This window comes from Flavobacterium foetidum (assembly GCF_004634245.1).
GTDB lineage: Bacteria > Bacteroidota > Bacteroidia > Flavobacteriales > Flavobacteriaceae > Flavobacterium > Flavobacterium foetidum.
Window position 1 is genome coordinate 1 of sequence record NZ_SJTF01000024.1, and the last position, 15420, is coordinate 15420.

Sequence of the window (15420 nt, forward strand, 5' to 3'; positions counted from 1 at the left end):
ATATTTTTAATTAATTTTTACTAAAAATTAAACATAAAAAAACCTCTAAATTGCTTTAGAGGTTTAGAGGCATCGTCCGGATTCGAACCGGAGTAGGAGCTTTTGCAGAGCCCAGCCTAGCCGCTCGGCCACGACGCCATTACTTGAACGGTTGGCAAAAGTAACTAAAATCTTTAAATTTCAAAAGTTTCAATGTAACTATTTTAAAATTTTACGATTTTAATTTTAAAGATTACTTTCTAATTTCCGTCATTTTGATAGTAACTGACTCAACATCACCGCCAATAGGCGGATTAATTTTAGAAACCCAAACGGTTGTTTTTTCTACTGTCTCTATCTCTGCCAGTACGCGAATATTGATTCTTTTAGCTACATGTTCCAATAAATGCGAACGAATTGCCATTTCTTCCGTCACAATTTTGTTCAAATGAACATAATCAACAGTGTCTAGAAGATGATCTGTTTCTGTTGATTTTTGAAGATTTGTTTTAATTTTGAGATCAACTGTGTAATCAGATCCTATTTTTCCTTCTTCAATTAAACATCCGTGGTACGAAAAAGTACGGATATTTTTCAGTTTAATAACTCCCATTTTTATAATTTTATTCTTGTAGTGTTTGGATTTCTATTATAGTTTTTATTTTAACCATTTTTTATCCATCTTATTTTCAAAATCTTCCCTGCTTATAAAATCTTCTGGTTTAGCATTCTTCATACGTTCTAAAACCATTTCTTGTTGCCAAAGTGGAATTTCATTCTCAACATTTTCATTTATAGAAACGTCTGGAACACGTTTGAGAAAATTAATAAAAGTTTCGTAGAAATCGTCTGGAATTGTAACGGTTAATTGTCTCATAATTCTGAATATTTATACAAAAATACTAAATAAACTAATTGAAGATTTTAAGTTTAACGTTTCATGTTTTATGCGACTTAGATAACTTTAAACCTGAAACCTGAAACCTTTTTTTTATCTTTGCTAAAATTACTATAAAATAATGGCATCAGAAGAGAAATCACTCAATTTTATTGAACAAATCATAGAGGAAGACGTAAAATCAGGTCTTTCAAATTCTAAACTTCGCTTTCGTTTTCCACCAGAACCAAATGGTTATTTGCACATTGGGCACGCAAGTTCTATTGCATTAAATTTTGGTTTAGGAATTGATTATAAATCTCCTGTGAATTTACGTTTTGATGACACAAACCCTGAAAAAGAAGAACAGGAATTTGTGGATGCTATTAAAAAAGATGTGGAATGGCTAGGTTATACTTGGGCAGAAGAATGTTATGCTTCAGATTATTTCGAGCAATTGTATGATTGGGCCGTTTTATTAATTAAAAAAGATAGAGCCTATGTTGACAGTCAATCTTCTGAAGAAATGGCGATCCAGAAAGGAACTCCAACAACTCCTGGAACTGACAGTCCGTACAGAAACCGCTCTGTTGAAGAAAACTTAGATTTATTCGAAAGAATGAAAAACGGTGAATTTGAGGCTGGTACACATATTCTTCGTGCAAAAATTGACATGAAATCAACAAACATGTTAATGCGTGATCCTATCATGTACAGAATTTTACACAAACATCACCATAGAACAGGAGATGTTTGGAAAATCTATCCAATGTACGATTGGGCACACGGACAAAGTGATTATTTAGAGCAGATTTCACACTCATTTTGTACACTGGAATTCTTGCCTCACCGTGAATTATACGATTGGTTTTTAGATCAGATTTTTGATGAAAATAAACTGCGTCCAAAGCAAAGAGAATTTGCAAGACGTAACTTATCGCATACTGTTGTTAGTAAAAGAAAATTACAGCAGCTAGTTAAAGAAAAGCATGTTAACGGTTGGGACGATCCTAGAATGTCAACTATTTCGGGGTTAAGAAGACGTGGTTACACTGCTGCATCTTTGCGTAATTTTGCTAATACAATTGGTATTGCAAAACGTGATAATTTGATCAATGTATCGGTTTTAGAATTTTGTATTCGTGAAGATTTGAACAAAATCGCACCTCGTGTGATGGCTGTTTTAGATCCTGTAAAACTGGTAATTACCAATTATCCTGAAGGAAAAGAGGAGTGGTTGGAAGCTGAGAACAATCAGGAAGATGAAAGTGCTGGTTTCAGAAAAGTGCCTTTTTCACGTGAATTATACATCGAAAGAGAAGACTTTTTAGAAGAAGCTCCAGCTAAATTTTTCCGTCTGACTTTAGGTAAAGAAGTTCGTCTTAAAAATGCCTATATCATTAAAGGTGAATCGGTTATAAAAGATGAAAATGGAAATATTACCGAAATTCATGTAACATATGATACTGATTCTTTAAGCGGAAGCGGGACAGAAGCAAGCCAAAGAAAAGTATCTGGAACCTTGCACTGGGTTTCTATTAAACATGCTTTGGAAGCAGAAGTTCGTTTGTACGATCGTTTGTTTACAGATGAAGCTCCGGACAGTTATAAAGAGAAAAATTTCTTAGATTTTGTTAATCCGAATTCATTAGAAATCGTAACCGGATATGTTGAGCCAAGTTTAGCAACAGCTCAAAATGAAGATAAATTTCAGTTTCAACGTTTAGGCTATTTTACTGTTGATAAAGACTCAACTGCTTCAAAATTAGTATTTAACAAAACGGTTGGATTAAAAGATGCGTGGGAAGAAAAAGGTAAAAAAGAAGAAAACAGCATTAATAATTCTTTAAAAGAAATCAACAAATATTTTAAAGTTGAGACTAAACCGGAACGTATCGCAATTGAAAGTGCAATAGGGGAGAACATCAGAAATATTTCTAGTTTTTCACTTTTACAGAATTCATTAAAAAAGAATATCAATAATAATAAAGCTTCGCTTTTGTTTTCGCAGTTTATTTTGAAATATTCAAACTGGAAATCGGCTGATTTTGAAGAAGATGATATTAAGAAATTATACTCAATGTCTTTAAAAAGTGAATCGACTTACGTAAGATCAAAAGCACTTTTAAACTTGAGAGATCTCGAGAATGAAAGTTTGAGAAATCAATACGATGATGAAATTTTAAAATTATTTTCAAATCCACCAAAAAATGCTTCTGAAAGAGAAATTGAAATTCTTTCTGAAATGGTAAAAAAGTAATATCGACTAAATTTATGAAAAGCGCTTTTTTAAGCGCTTTTTTTTTATTATATATTTTTACTATTGAAATTTATTAATCTATAATTTTTATAAATTAAAAGTGACATTCATAAATGGATTTTAATAGAAAATAAAATTTAGTTGGATAACTAATTCATTTTTTTTATTTGGGTTTATTTAAAGGCTTTATTTTAATTTCTGACTTTTTATAATCAAGTTTTTACTCCAAAATTGTTTGAAATCAATTTGACTTATTATTGTTTATAGTTTTAATTAAACATATCTATTATTTATAAAAACTATTATATTTTAATTTTTAATTAAATTTATGAATTAGAAAAGACTTTCATAAATGTTTTTTAAGCTAAATAAAAAATAAGTCTAGTAGAGAAGACCTTTTTTTGTTTTTCATTCATTAGAACTCGTTATTTGATTTTTTTTGTTTTTTAGTTCCATTTTCTTCGCAAAAAAAGTGGAATTAAGGTTTTTTCTTATTTTTTAGATTTTAGACTTCAATTTTTATTAGTATAAGTTTTTATTATTATTTTATTTAAAAATTTAATTTTTTATTATTATTTACAAAATTTACTATAATTTTTAAATCAATAGTTTTTTATTATTTATTGAGTCTTCGGTTCTATTTTTGTGTTTATAATTTTATATTATTAAATTTTTTAAATTTTAGTTTTTAACTATTATTTTTAAAATTGATATAAATATTAAAATTGATAGTTTTTATATATTAATTTTAACCTTCATAAATTGATTTTAAGACAGTTTTTTAAAGTAGCTAATAGATAACTCATTTTTTAAGTTATTGTCTCTTTATGAGCTTTATTTTAATTTTTACTGTTATTTTAGTCAGTTTAACGGCTTGTTAACACACAATTGTTTATAAAGTTGCTATTTTTAACACAGTACTTAAGTCAGAGATGATTTTTGTAAAAAATTAAAATTTGCCGTAAAGAATCTAAGCTGAAATTTATTGTTTTTAGAAACTGATAGTTTTTATTGTAATAGATTTCAAAACTGATTTCCCAAAAAGACAATTTTATGTTCTGATTTTTATTGTGATGTAGTTTTGATAATATTCTCTAATAGATATTTTTTAAAATTGTATCATAATGTACAAAATTCCATAATGTTGAATTTGAGTGAAAGTTTAGTTTTTAAATTTCTAAATCTGACAATTTTTAATTTAAATCTAATTATCATGAAAATTTTATATTTCACACTAGCGTTATTATTTGCAAATGTTGCAATTTCACAAACACATCAAATTACAAAACACAATGGAGAACAACTTGATGTAAATTTAATTAAAAATGAAAATGGTTTAATTTATTATTCATTGAACGGAAGTTCTGAAGAAATAAAAATTAGTAAACATGCTGTTTCATCTATCACAAATAAGCAGACAAAACAAACTCAGAAAATTTCTGATAAAGTAATTGTTGATTCAAAAGACGATTATAAAATGGTAACTGTACTGCCTCAAGAAAAAACAGTAGGACTGAAACAGGCAGCAAGCTTTACAGGAGTTTCGACAAGGACAAAAGGTGAACCGCCAATTGCAAATCAGAAACAAACTGCAATGAGAATCAAAAGTAAGTCGGCTTCAAATGGTTATCCGTTTGTGAGCATTGTCGAAAAAGCCGATGGTAAATATGAAGCAGTTGCTTACGTGTATTAAATTTCTGTAAAAATAGTTTGATCAGTTGTTTATATCTATCTAAAAATTGTAAATTTAAGTATTCATTTAAAATTTAAAAGTATGTCTAAAAATTTAAATACGGCGGCAGCTATTTTAGCGGCAGCGGCGGCAGGAGCAGCAATCGGAATTTTATTTGCACCCGATAAAGGATCCAAAACCAGAGCTAAAATTAAAGAAGGTTTTGATGATACGAAGAATAACATAAAAGATTCTTTGGAAGCAAGTTCTGAAGTTCTTCGCGAAAAATTTGCAGACGCTACTCAAAATCTCGATGGAACTTTAAATGATTTGCTATCCAATGTAAGTCATAAAACCGAAGAGGTAATTACTTTTTTAGAATCTAAACTAGCTGACTTAAAAGCGCAAAACGCTAAATTTCAGAAATAATAATAATAGTAATAAATTATCAAAGCACATTACTTGCTTATTTATAAGAAAGTCTTGTGCTTTTTTGTTTTTATAAAAATCCCAATTTATGCCTTTTCAAGAATTAAAAGAAAATACCGAAAAAATCCAGGAACAAACCAAAGCTTATATTGAGAGTCATTTGGCCTACTATAAACTTTGGGGTTTTAAAGTTGCAATGAAATCAACAACTGTACTTTTAAAGTTTGCTTTGATTTTAGTTTGCTTTACAATGGCATTGATTTTTGGATCCTTTGCGGCAGCTTATGCTTTTGGTTCTCTATTCGAAAGCAATGCCCTCGGATTTTTAACAGTAGGAGGGATCTATTTTGTGTTTACTATTTTGCTTTTCTTTATAAAAGACAAGATGGTCGAAGGTCCGATATTAGAGAAATTTTCAGAAATATTTTTTAATGACTAGTACTATGGAAAAGAAAAAATATTGTTCGTATGCTGCAATAGAAAGAGATTTAGAAATCTTGAAATTAGAAAAAGACATTAATTATCAGAAATTGATTTTAAGTTTTCAAAAAACTAAAGAAAGCATTACACCGCAGAATATTGTAAACGGATTTGTGTCATCGTATACTGATTATGTTCGAAAATCGTATCCGCAAATTATACAATCTATTATTCCTTTTGTAATCAATTGGTTTATGAATAAAAAAAGAGGCAATTAAGCCTCTTTTTCATTTTATATTTATTGTTGAACATCTGGTTGAATGTCATCTTCATAACCAGACTGTGGTTGTATCGGTTTTGGTTTTTCAACTTTTTTAGTATTCTTTTTCATCATTTCTCCCACTTGGTTAGATGCAGAAAATGATGCCACCATATTGTTGAGCATATCACTTCCGGCTTGTGGTGAATTTGATAAAAGTATCAAATTAGAGTTGGTATCAGATCCTATAGATTGCAGTGTATCATAATGTTGTGTAACTACAATTAGGGCAGAAGCTTCCTGAGAATTTATTCCAACTTGGTTTAAAACTTCAACACTTTCTACTAGACCTCTTGCAATTTCGCGACGCTGATCTGCAATACCTTGTCCTTGTAAACGTTTACTTTCTGCTTCGGCTTTTGCTTTTGCAACGATTCTAATTCTTGAACTTTCTGCTTCAAACTCAGCCGCAGTTTTTTCTCTATCGGCAGCGTTGATTCTGTTCATAGCATTTTTTACCTGAATGTCTGGATCGATATCTGTAACCAAAGTATTGATGATATCATATCCGTAAGTAGACATTGCTTCGTTCAATTCGCGTTTTACTGCAACGGCAATATCATCTTTTCTTTCAAAAACATCATCCAATTTTAGTTTCGGAACTTCGGCACGCACTACGTCAAAAACATAAGAAGTAATTTGATCGTGTGGATATTCTAGTTTATAAAAAGCTTCGTATACTTTTTCCTGAATTACTTTGAACTGAACAGAAACTTTCATTTTAATAAAAACGTTGTCTCTAGTTTTGGTCTCGATGATTACATCCAACTGTTGGATTTTAAGATTTACACGTCCGGCAATTCTGTCCATCACTGGAATTTTAAGTTGTAATCCGGAGTTTCTAACGCTTAGAAATTTTCCAAATCTTTCTATAATTACAGAAGTCTGCTGCTTAACGGTAAAGAAGGAAGACATGAAAATAAAAAAAGCTACGACTAAAAAGATAATTAAAACTGGGTTCATGGTGATATAGTTTATGTTTTATGATTTTGGTAAATTACGAAAATTCTGCCAAAGGAAAAGTTTTAGACATTAAAAAAACGCTAAGAACATTTTATTGATGTTTACTTAGCGTTTAATTTTTTTGAACCATTAAAGGCATTAAGATAATTAAGTCAAAACTTTGTCAAGACAATTAAGCTTTATGAACTTAAAAAACTTTCCTTTTTTTACCATTAAGTTGAGCTTAATTTTCTTAATATCTTAATGGTAAATTTATTTTATAAAGTAGAAATTGCTTTCTGAATTCTAGAGATAGTTTCCTGTTTTCCAATGATTTCTACAATATCAAATAGGTGAGGACCTTTAAGAGCTCCGACTAAACTTAGACGGAAAGGTTGCATTACTTTACCCATTCCGATTTCGTTTTTGGTCAACCAATCTTTGACGATTGCTTCAATATTTGCCGAATCAAAACCATCAATATATTCAAGAGTCGAAATCAATTCTTGCATCAAAGCTGGAGTTTCTTCTTTCCAGTTTTTGCTTGCTTTTTCGTCATAAGATGTTGGAGCCTGGAAAAAGAAATCGGTTAAATCCCAAAAATCAGAAACGAAATTGGCTCTTTCTTTAATCAACGAGACGATTCTTTTAATGTCGTATTTAGAAATATCAATTCCTTTTTCTACCAAAATAGGAGAGAAGGTCTTCGCTAAATCAGCATCATTTTGTTTTACTAAATATTGGTGATTGAACCATTTGTTTTTCTCTGGATCAAATTTAGCTCCAGCTTTATGAACTCGGTTTAAGTCAAAAGCTTCAATAAGTTCCTCAAGAGAGAATAATTCTTTATCAGTTCCGTCATTCCATCCTAGTAAAGCAAGGAAGTTTACAACTGCTTCTGGGAAAAATCCTTTTTCTCTATAACCAGATGAAATGCCTTCTTCAGTTTTCCATTCTAGAGGAAAGACCGGGAATCCCATTTTATCTCCATCTCTTTTTGATAATTTACCATTTCCAACTGGTTTTAGAATCAAAGGTAAATGTGCAAATTCAGGAGCTTCCCAACCAAAAGCTTTGTACAATAAAACGTGAAGTGGCATAGATGGCAACCATTCTTCACCTCGAATTACATGTGAAGTTTCCATCAAATGATCATCTACGATATTCGCTAAATGGTAAGTCGGCATTCCGTCACTTTTAAATAAAACCTTATCATCCAAAAGATTAGTTTCAAATTTAACATCGCCACGAATGATATCTTTCAAATGTAAAGTTTCATCTACCGGAGTTTTAAAACGAATCACGTAATGTTCTCCATTGGCAATTCTTTTGGAAACTTCTTCAGCAGAAATTACTAATGATGTATCTAATTTTTCACGATTGTGATGATTGTAAATAAATGTTTTTCCTTCAGCTTCGTGTTGTTTTCTGTGAGTATCCAATGCTTCTGGAGTATCAAAAGCATAATATGCCCAACCCGAATTAATCAATTGGTCAGCATATTGTTGGTATAAATCTTTACGTTCGCTTTGTCTGTACGGACCAAATTTTTCATTTTTTCCAACAGTTTCTTCAGGAGCAATTCCTAACCATTCTAGTGCTTCCATAATATAAGCTTCGGCTCCAGGAACAAAACGAGTCTGATCTGTATCTTCAATTCTTAGATAAAAAACACCATTATTTTTTTTGGCAAATAAATAATTAAATAGGGCAGTACGAACTCCGCCGATATGTAATGGTCCTGTTGGACTTGGTGCAAAACGCACACGAACTTGCTTTGACATTTGTTTTAAATTTTGTGACAAAGATACAACTTTAGATAAATCCCAATTTTTAAAATTCCAAATTCCAAACGCAGTGAATACTTGGAATTTGGAATTTAATTTTTTGGAATTTGAATCTTTATAATTACTACTTTTATAGGTTATAATTTAAAGAGATTTTATTTTGAAAACTTCATCAGCTATATACCAGAAATTAGAGGCTTTTATTAGAAAATATTATATGAATGAATTGATAAAGGGAGGACTTCTTTTTATCGGATTCGGTTTATTATATTTCTTGTTTACGCTCTTTGTGGAATATTTTCTTTGGCTAAAACCTCTAGGAAGAACATTTTTATTCTGGTTGTTTGTAGGCGTTGAAGTATTTCTGCTTTTTAGATTTATATTATTTCCTGTTTTTAAGCTGTTCAAACTCCAAAAAGGAATAGATTACAATCAGGCTTCGGCTATTATTGGAAATCATTTTACAGAAGTAAGCGATAAGCTGACCAACTTTTTACAGCTTTCTTCAAACGGATATTCTGGTGAAAGTTCAGAGTTAATGCTTGCTTCTATCGAGCAAAAAGCAAATTCTCTACAACCAATTCCTTTTGGAAATGCAATCAATTTTAAGACAAACAAGAAATATTTGCCCTTAGCACTTATCCCGATTTTGCTTTTTGCAGTGTTTTATATTTCTGGAAATAGCAATGTAATTTCACAAAGTTTGAATAGGGTTGTCAATTTCAATTCGGCTTTTTTGCCTCCAGCTCCTTTTCGATTTGTTGTTTTAAATCCAAATCTGCAGACAGAACAGAATAAAGATTTTGTGGTAAAAATGGAATCTGTTGGAAACGTTGTTCCGGAAAATGTGATGATTCACATTGGCAGTGAAAGTTATTTTATGGAATCTTCTCAACCCGGAACGTTCGAGTTTAGAATAGAAAAACCAGTTGAAAATGTTTCCTTTTCTTTTGAAGGAAATTCAGTTGTTTCAGATGAGTATGAGTTAAAAGTAATCACTGTTCCTTCAATAGCTGACTTCGAAATCGTACTAAATTTTCCCGCTTATCTTAAAAAGAAAAGTGAAATTATTCAAGGAACTGGGAATGCGATTGTGCCAGAAGGAACCACAATAACTTGGAAAATGAACACTAAGTCTACAGACGAAATTGTATGGAAACAGGATAATAGTATTTCTAGATTTTCTAAGAATGAAAATGACTTTAAATTAGCTAAATTAATAACTCAAAATACAGAATATCAAATTCTTACTTCAAATAATAAGGTAAAAAACTATGAAAAATTAGATTACCAGCTTTCTGTAATCAAAGACCAGTTTCCGACGATAAATGTTGGTCCTGCGCCAGACAGTTTGAAGCTAGATAAGAATTATATTCTAGGAAGATTAGGAGATGATTATGGTATTTCTAAATTACAGATTGTTTACTATGAACGAAATAAACCACAAACCGCTAAGCGTGGAAACATTCCTGTAAAGTCTGGAGTATTCGATCAGTTTGTTTTTAATTTTCCAAGCAATCTTCCCGTTCAAGAAGGAGTATCTTATGAGTATTATTTTGAAGTTTTTGATAATGATGCACCACACAATTTCAAGAGTACAAAGTCTACAGTTTTCTCAGATCGAATTGCTACTACAGATGAAGTTCAAGATTTAGAATTACAGCAACAGAACAATAACATCAATAGTTTATCGAAGTCTTTAAAGAATCAGACAAAGCAGATTTCTGAAATGGAGAAGCTTCAAAACAGCGGAAAAGAAAAAGACAATTTAGAATTTAAAGACCAGCAAAAGATTAATGATTTCATTAAACGCCAAAAGCAGCAGGACGAAATGATGAAACAATTTGCAGAAAAAATGAATCAGAATTTAGATAAGTTTAAGTCTGATAAAAAAGATAAAACAGCTGAAGATCTTCAAAAACGTTTAGATAATGCAGAAAAAGATTTAGATAAAAATCAGAAATTGTTAGATGAATTAAAGAATCTAAATGACAAATTAAACAGTGAAGATTTGTTTGATAAGATGGAAAAGTTCAAGCAAATCAGTAAAAACCAATCTCGTAATTTAGAACAATTGGTTGAATTGACCAAACGTTTCTACGTAGAAAAAAAAGCAGAGCAGATTGGTGAAAAGCTTAATAAACTATCAGAACAACAGGAACAATTATCAAATAAGGATAAAGAAAATACGAAAGATAAGCAGGATGAAATCAATAAATCTTTTGATAAAATTAAAGAAGATTTAAAGGATTTGAAAGAAGAAAATAAGAGTTTAAAATCACCATTGGATATTCCTTCTGATGCTTCAAAAGAGAAAGATGTAGATAATGATCTTCAAAAAGCTTCTGAAGAGTTGAGTAAAAAGAATACAGATACTGCTAAACAAAAACAAAAGAGCGCTTCTAAGAAAATGAAGAATATAGCACAGCAGATGCAGGCCGGAATGGAAGGTGGCGAACAAGAACAAATGGAGGAAGATGTGGCGATGCTTCGTCAGATATTAGACAACCTTTTGGCATACTCGCTATCGCAGGAAGATGTAATGAAACAGTTTAAATCGATGAAACTCGGTTCTTCAACGTTCACTAAAAACATTAAGATACAACAGAATTTAAAACAACAGTTTAGACATGTCGATGATAGTTTGTTTGCTTTGTCGCTTCGTAATCCAAAGGTTGCAGAAGATGTGACAAAAGAAATAGGAAACGTACAATACAGTATGGATAAAGCTATAGAAACCTTAACCGATGTACAGATTCCAAAAGGCGTTTCGCATCAGCAATACGCGGTATCATCTGCAAATAAGCTAGCAGATTTTTTAAGTGATTTATTAAACAATATGCAGATGTCTATGTCTAAACCAGGAGCAGGGAAACCAAAACCAGGAAGTGGTCAAGGAATGCAATTGCCAGATATTATTCAGAAGCAAAAAGGCCTAGCGGATAAAATGAAAGACGGAATGAAATCTGGCAACAAACCGGGAGAAGGACAACAAGGTAAGGATGGTTCTGGTAAGCAAGGACAAAATCAAGGTAAGGGAGAAGGCAAGGAAGGACAAGGTAAAGACGGTAAAGGAAAAAGTGGACAAGGAAGTCAGGGTCAAAGTAAAGGTAGTGAAGGTAAAGACGGTGAAGATGGTGAAGGAGATGCTGAAGCCATTATGGAGATTTACAAGGAACAAGTTAAGCTTCGTGAAGCACTACAAAAAGAATTAGCGAAGAAAGGTTTGGATGCTCAAGGCAGATCTATTATTGACCAGATGAAACAATCTGAGAAGCAGATTTTGAATAAAGGTTTTAAAAATGAAAACCTACAACGCATTCTAAACATCCAACAAGAATTGTGGAAATTAAATAATGCAGTTCAACAACAAGGTCAGGATACACAAAGACAATCTGAAACTAATAAGGCAGAATTTACGAATCGTTCGAATGCTTTACCAAGTTCACTATTGGAATATTTAAACAGTGTGGAGATATTAAACAGACAATCACTACCTTTGCGCTCGAATTTTAATCAAAAAGTTCAAGAATACTTTAATACAAAATGATAAATTTTAATTACGAAACAGATTTTACTCTAGGAGATGAGCAGGCTTTTAGTGACTGGTTAAGTGCTGTAATTGTTTCTGAAGGAAAGAATGAAGGGGAGATAAATTACATATTCTGCGACGATGAATATCTTCATAAGATTAATGTAGAATATTTAGACCACGACACTTTAACAGATATTATTAGCTTTGATTATACTGTTGGTAACGAGTTGAATGGAGATATTTTTGTTTCTGTAGAACGAGTTGCAGACAATGCAAAAGACTTTAATGTTTCATTTGCAGAAGAACTTAAAAGAGTATTATCTCATGGGATACTTCATTACTGTGGATACAAGGATAAGACAGATGAAGATGCTCAATTAATGAGAGCAAAAGAAGAAGAGAAGATGAAGATGTTTCACGTGGAACAGTAATTAAATCTCGTTTATAGATATGTTTCACGTGAAACGTTTTAAAACTAACTTTTCACAACGTTCCACGTGAAACATATATAAAGATTAAAGCAAGCATAATAACGTTCCACGTGGAACGATTTATTATTTTAGTTTTTAAGTAAACATGATGTTTCACGTGGAACATGTTTTTGATTCTGTTGAAAGTTCTAGTTTGAATGAATTTTTTAATCGTTCCACGTGGAACGTTTAATTTGATTTCGATATTGAAGATTCTGATTTGAAGATTCTGATTTGAAGATTCTGATTTGAACTTGAAGCTTCAAACCTGAAACTTGAAACAAAAAAAAAGAATACCTGTTCCACGTGGAACAAGAAAATATAAATGTAATTCTAGAAACCGCGTTAGCGGTTTTTGGAGAATAATAAAACAAAATGTTTTTAGAAGAATACGATGTTATTGTGGTTGGTGCCGGCCATGCAGGTTCTGAAGCTGCAGCTGCGGCTGCAAATTTGGGATCGAAAACTTTATTGGTAACAATGAGTTTGCAAAACATAGCACAAATGTCTTGTAATCCTGCGATGGGTGGAATTGCAAAAGGACAGATTGTTCGTGAGATTGATGCGCTTGGCGGATATTCGGGAATTGTTTCAGATCGAACTGCAATTCAGTTCAAGATGTTGAATAAATCGAAAGGACCTGCAATGTGGTCGCCGAGAGTTCAAAGCGATAGAATGCGTTTTGCAGAAGAATGGAGAATGATGTTGGAAGCGACTCCAAATCTTGATTTTTATCAAGAGATGGTAAAAGGGTTGATAATCGAAGATGGAAAGATAAAAGGAATTAGAACTTCGCTTGGTGTAGAAATCAAAGCGAAGTCTGTTGTTTTGACAAACGGTACTTTTTTGAATGGTTTGATTCATATTGGAGAAAAACAATTCGGAGGTGGTAGAGCAGGAGAAAGTGCTGCAACCGGAATTACCGAAGATTTGATTAAAGCAGGTTTTGAAGCTGGAAGAATGAAGACAGGAACGCCACCTCGAGTAGACGGACGTTCTTTGGATTATTCTAAAATGAACGAAGAAAAAGGAGATGCAAAGCCAGCTAAGTTTTCATATTCAGATGTGACTTCTCCTTTAATGCATCAGCGTTCTTGTTACATGACGTACACGTCTTTGAATGTTCACGATATTTTGAGAGAAGGTTTTGATCGTTCACCAATGTTCAACGGAAGAATCAAAAGTTTAGGACCAAGGTATTGTCCGTCGATTGAAGATAAGATTAATCGTTTTGCTGATAAAGAACGTCATCAATTATTTGTGGAGCCAGAAGGATGGAATACCTGTGAAGTGTATGTAAACGGATTTTCAACTTCACTTCCAGAGGATATTCAATTCAAAGCGCTTCGTTCGGTAGCAGGTTTTGAAAATGTAAAATTCTTTAGACCTGGTTATGCAATCGAATATGATTTCTTTCCGCCGACACAATTGAAGCATACTTTAGAAACAAAGTTGGTTGAAGGTTTATATTTTGCCGGACAGATTAACGGAACAACCGGATATGAAGAAGCAGCATCTCAAGGTTTGATAGCTGGAATCAATGCGCATTTAAAAGTGCATGAAAAAGATCCGTTGATTCTAAAACGTGACGAAGCGTATATCGGAGTTTTGATTGATGATTTGATTACGAAAGGAACAGAAGAACCATATCGTATGTTTACCTCCAGAGCAGAATACAGAACTTTGCTTCGCCAGGACAATGCCGATTTTAGATTAACGCCAATGTCATACGAAATTGGTTTAGCTTCTGAAGATCGTTTACGAAGAATGGAAAAGAAATTGAACGAATCTGAAAAGATGGTTCAGTTCTTCAAAGAAACTAGTGTAAGCGTTGCAGAAACCAATCCGATTTTGGAAGCAAAAGAATCTGCTCCGATTTCGCAAGGAGATAAAATGTTCAAGATTTTTTCTCGTCCTCAAATTGAATTGGAAGATATGCTGAAATTTGAAAAGGTCGAAAAGTATATTGAAGAAAATGATTTGGATGAAGAAATTGTAGAGCAAGCCGTAATTCAGGTAAAATATTCTGGATATATCGAAAAGGAAAGAAATAATGCAGATAAATTAAATCGTTTGGAAGAAGTAAAAATTCCAGACAATTTCGATTATAATAAAATCAAATCAATGTCTATTGAAGCAAAACAGAAATTAAGCAAGATTCGTCCTGTAACCATTTCTCAAGCTTCGAGAATTAGCGGCGTATCACCAAGTGATATTTCCGTACTTTTGATTTACATGGGAAGATAGATTTGTAGTAATCAGTGTTCAGTTTTTTAGTTGAAAGTTATACTGAACACTTTAAAACTGAACACTGATTACTAAAACAATGTTCCACGTGAAACGTTTTAATAAAATTAATCAAAATATGAAAGTTGTACATCAAAATAGTTTTTCAGAACAAGAAAAAGAAACTTTGTGGCAACTTCGAAATAGTGAATATCCAATTCAATTTGGTCATGAAACTTTTCAGGAATTTGAGTCGTATTGCAATGCTTTAGTAAAAACAGAAAATTACATTTTGATTGATTCTCGAAATGTTATCCAAGGTTGGGCTTATACTTTTTTACGCGATAGTGAAGTTTGGTTCGCAATAATGTTGAATTCTGAAATTCAGAAAAAGGATACGGAAGAATTTTATTAGAAAAATTAAAAAAGAATAATCAAGATTTGAATGGCTGGGTAATCGATCATGATAGGGATATCAAACGAAATAATCAAAAATACAATTCA

13 protein-coding genes and 1 tRNA gene are annotated in these 15420 nt (G+C 31.9%); 9 read left to right on the top strand and 5 right to left on the bottom strand.

The window, feature by feature from the left end:
- Positions 1–67 precede the first annotated feature (67 nt).
- The 3 genes from E0W73_RS21505 to E0W73_RS20905 form a co-directional block, all read right to left on the bottom strand.
- Positions 68–138: transfer RNA gene (locus tag E0W73_RS21505), tRNA-Cys, on the bottom strand.
- Between the two features lie 94 nt (positions 139–232).
- Complete coding sequence (gene folB, locus E0W73_RS20900; protein ID WP_135223992.1) at positions 233–592, bottom strand: dihydroneopterin aldolase; 360 nt, start codon at positions 590–592, stop codon at positions 233–235.
- Between the two features lie 45 nt (positions 593–637).
- Positions 638–856, bottom strand: coding sequence for a hypothetical protein (locus E0W73_RS20905; RefSeq protein WP_135223993.1), 219 nt, complete (start codon positions 854–856; stop codon positions 638–640).
- A gap of 142 nt (positions 857–998) precedes the next feature.
- On the opposite strand from E0W73_RS20905, the gene E0W73_RS20910 reads away from it, so the two are divergent.
- The 5 genes from E0W73_RS20910 to E0W73_RS20930 all read left to right on the top strand — a co-directional run bounded on the left by E0W73_RS20910 (position 999) and on the right by E0W73_RS20930 (position 5915).
- A complete protein-coding gene (locus E0W73_RS20910; protein ID WP_135223994.1) occupies positions 999–3116 on the top strand; it encodes a glutamine--tRNA ligase/YqeY domain fusion protein in 2118 nt (705 codons plus the stop codon).
- 1213 nt (positions 3117–4329) lie between these two features.
- On the top strand, positions 4330–4809 hold the full coding sequence (locus tag E0W73_RS20915; protein ID WP_135223995.1) for a hypothetical protein: 480 nt from the start codon (positions 4330–4332) through the stop codon (positions 4807–4809).
- 81 nt (positions 4810–4890) lie between these two features.
- A complete protein-coding gene (locus tag E0W73_RS20920) occupies positions 4891–5217 on the top strand; it encodes a YtxH domain-containing protein (protein ID WP_135223996.1) in 327 nt (108 codons plus the stop codon).
- Positions 5218–5305: 88 nt separating this feature from the next.
- Positions 5306–5656: a phage holin family protein gene (locus E0W73_RS20925; RefSeq protein ID WP_135223997.1), complete on the top strand. Its 351-nt coding sequence runs from the start codon at positions 5306–5308 to the stop codon at positions 5654–5656.
- A gap of 4 nt (positions 5657–5660) precedes the next feature.
- Positions 5661–5915 (top strand): DUF6327 family protein, encoded by a 255-nt coding sequence (locus E0W73_RS20930; protein WP_135223998.1) that lies wholly within the window; start codon positions 5661–5663, stop codon positions 5913–5915.
- Positions 5916–5935: 20 nt separating this feature from the next.
- Here E0W73_RS20930 and E0W73_RS20935 read toward each other — a convergent pair whose 3' ends face one another.
- Both E0W73_RS20935 and gltX read right to left on the bottom strand, forming a co-directional pair.
- On the bottom strand, positions 5936–6919 hold the full coding sequence (locus tag E0W73_RS20935) for an SPFH domain-containing protein (RefSeq protein WP_135223999.1): 984 nt from the start codon (positions 6917–6919) through the stop codon (positions 5936–5938).
- A 257-nt stretch (positions 6920–7176) separates the two neighbouring features.
- A complete protein-coding gene (gene gltX / locus E0W73_RS20940) occupies positions 7177–8682 on the bottom strand; it encodes a glutamate--tRNA ligase (protein ID WP_135224000.1) in 1506 nt (501 codons plus the stop codon).
- 163 nt (positions 8683–8845) lie between these two features.
- Between gltX and E0W73_RS20945 the strand changes: the two genes are divergently transcribed.
- The 4 genes from E0W73_RS20945 (at position 8846) to E0W73_RS20960 (ending at position 15331) form a co-directional block, all read left to right on the top strand.
- Positions 8846–12235, top strand: a complete 3390-nt coding sequence (locus E0W73_RS20945) for a DUF4175 family protein (RefSeq protein WP_135224001.1) — start codon at positions 8846–8848, stop codon at positions 12233–12235.
- Positions 12232–12651: an rRNA maturation RNase YbeY gene (gene ybeY / locus E0W73_RS20950; RefSeq protein WP_111368316.1), complete on the top strand. Its 420-nt coding sequence runs from the start codon at positions 12232–12234 to the stop codon at positions 12649–12651. Before E0W73_RS20945 ends, ybeY begins: the two co-directional genes overlap by 4 nt.
- A gap of 414 nt (positions 12652–13065) precedes the next feature.
- Positions 13066–14937 (top strand): tRNA uridine-5-carboxymethylaminomethyl(34) synthesis enzyme MnmG, encoded by a 1872-nt coding sequence (gene mnmG, locus E0W73_RS20955; RefSeq protein ID WP_135224002.1) that lies wholly within the window; start codon positions 13066–13068, stop codon positions 14935–14937.
- Positions 14938–15055: 118 nt separating this feature from the next.
- Positions 15056–15331 (top strand): hypothetical protein, encoded by a 276-nt coding sequence (locus tag E0W73_RS20960; protein WP_135224003.1) that lies wholly within the window; start codon positions 15056–15058, stop codon positions 15329–15331.
- Positions 15332–15420 lie beyond the last annotated feature (89 nt).

What these genes read in the sequence shown, in the direction of transcription:
- folB (WP_135223992.1), bottom strand. Translation starts at nt 592, where the DNA reads ATGGGAGTTATTAAACTGAAAAATATCCGTACTTTTTCGTACCACGGA.
- E0W73_RS20905 (WP_135223993.1), bottom strand. Translation starts at nt 856, where the DNA reads ATGAGACAATTAACCGTTACAATTCCAGACGATTTCTACGAAACTTTT.
- E0W73_RS20910 (WP_135223994.1), top strand. Translation starts at nt 999, where the DNA reads ATGGCATCAGAAGAGAAATCACTCAATTTTATTGAACAAATCATAGAG.
- E0W73_RS20915 (WP_135223995.1), top strand. Translation starts at nt 4,330, where the DNA reads ATGAAAATTTTATATTTCACACTAGCGTTATTATTTGCAAATGTTGCA.
- E0W73_RS20920 (WP_135223996.1), top strand. Translation starts at nt 4,891, where the DNA reads ATGTCTAAAAATTTAAATACGGCGGCAGCTATTTTAGCGGCAGCGGCG.
- E0W73_RS20925 (WP_135223997.1), top strand. Translation starts at nt 5,306, where the DNA reads ATGCCTTTTCAAGAATTAAAAGAAAATACCGAAAAAATCCAGGAACAA.
- E0W73_RS20930 (WP_135223998.1), top strand. Translation starts at nt 5,661, where the DNA reads ATGGAAAAGAAAAAATATTGTTCGTATGCTGCAATAGAAAGAGATTTA.
- E0W73_RS20935 (WP_135223999.1), bottom strand. Translation starts at nt 6,919, where the DNA reads ATGAACCCAGTTTTAATTATCTTTTTAGTCGTAGCTTTTTTTATTTTC.
- gltX (WP_135224000.1), bottom strand. Translation starts at nt 8,682, where the DNA reads ATGTCAAAGCAAGTTCGTGTGCGTTTTGCACCAAGTCCAACAGGACCA.
- ybeY (WP_111368316.1), top strand. Translation starts at nt 12,232, where the DNA reads ATGATAAATTTTAATTACGAAACAGATTTTACTCTAGGAGATGAGCAG.
- mnmG (WP_135224002.1), top strand. Translation starts at nt 13,066, where the DNA reads ATGTTTTTAGAAGAATACGATGTTATTGTGGTTGGTGCCGGCCATGCA.
- E0W73_RS20960 (WP_135224003.1), top strand. Translation starts at nt 15,056, where the DNA reads ATGAAAGTTGTACATCAAAATAGTTTTTCAGAACAAGAAAAAGAAACT.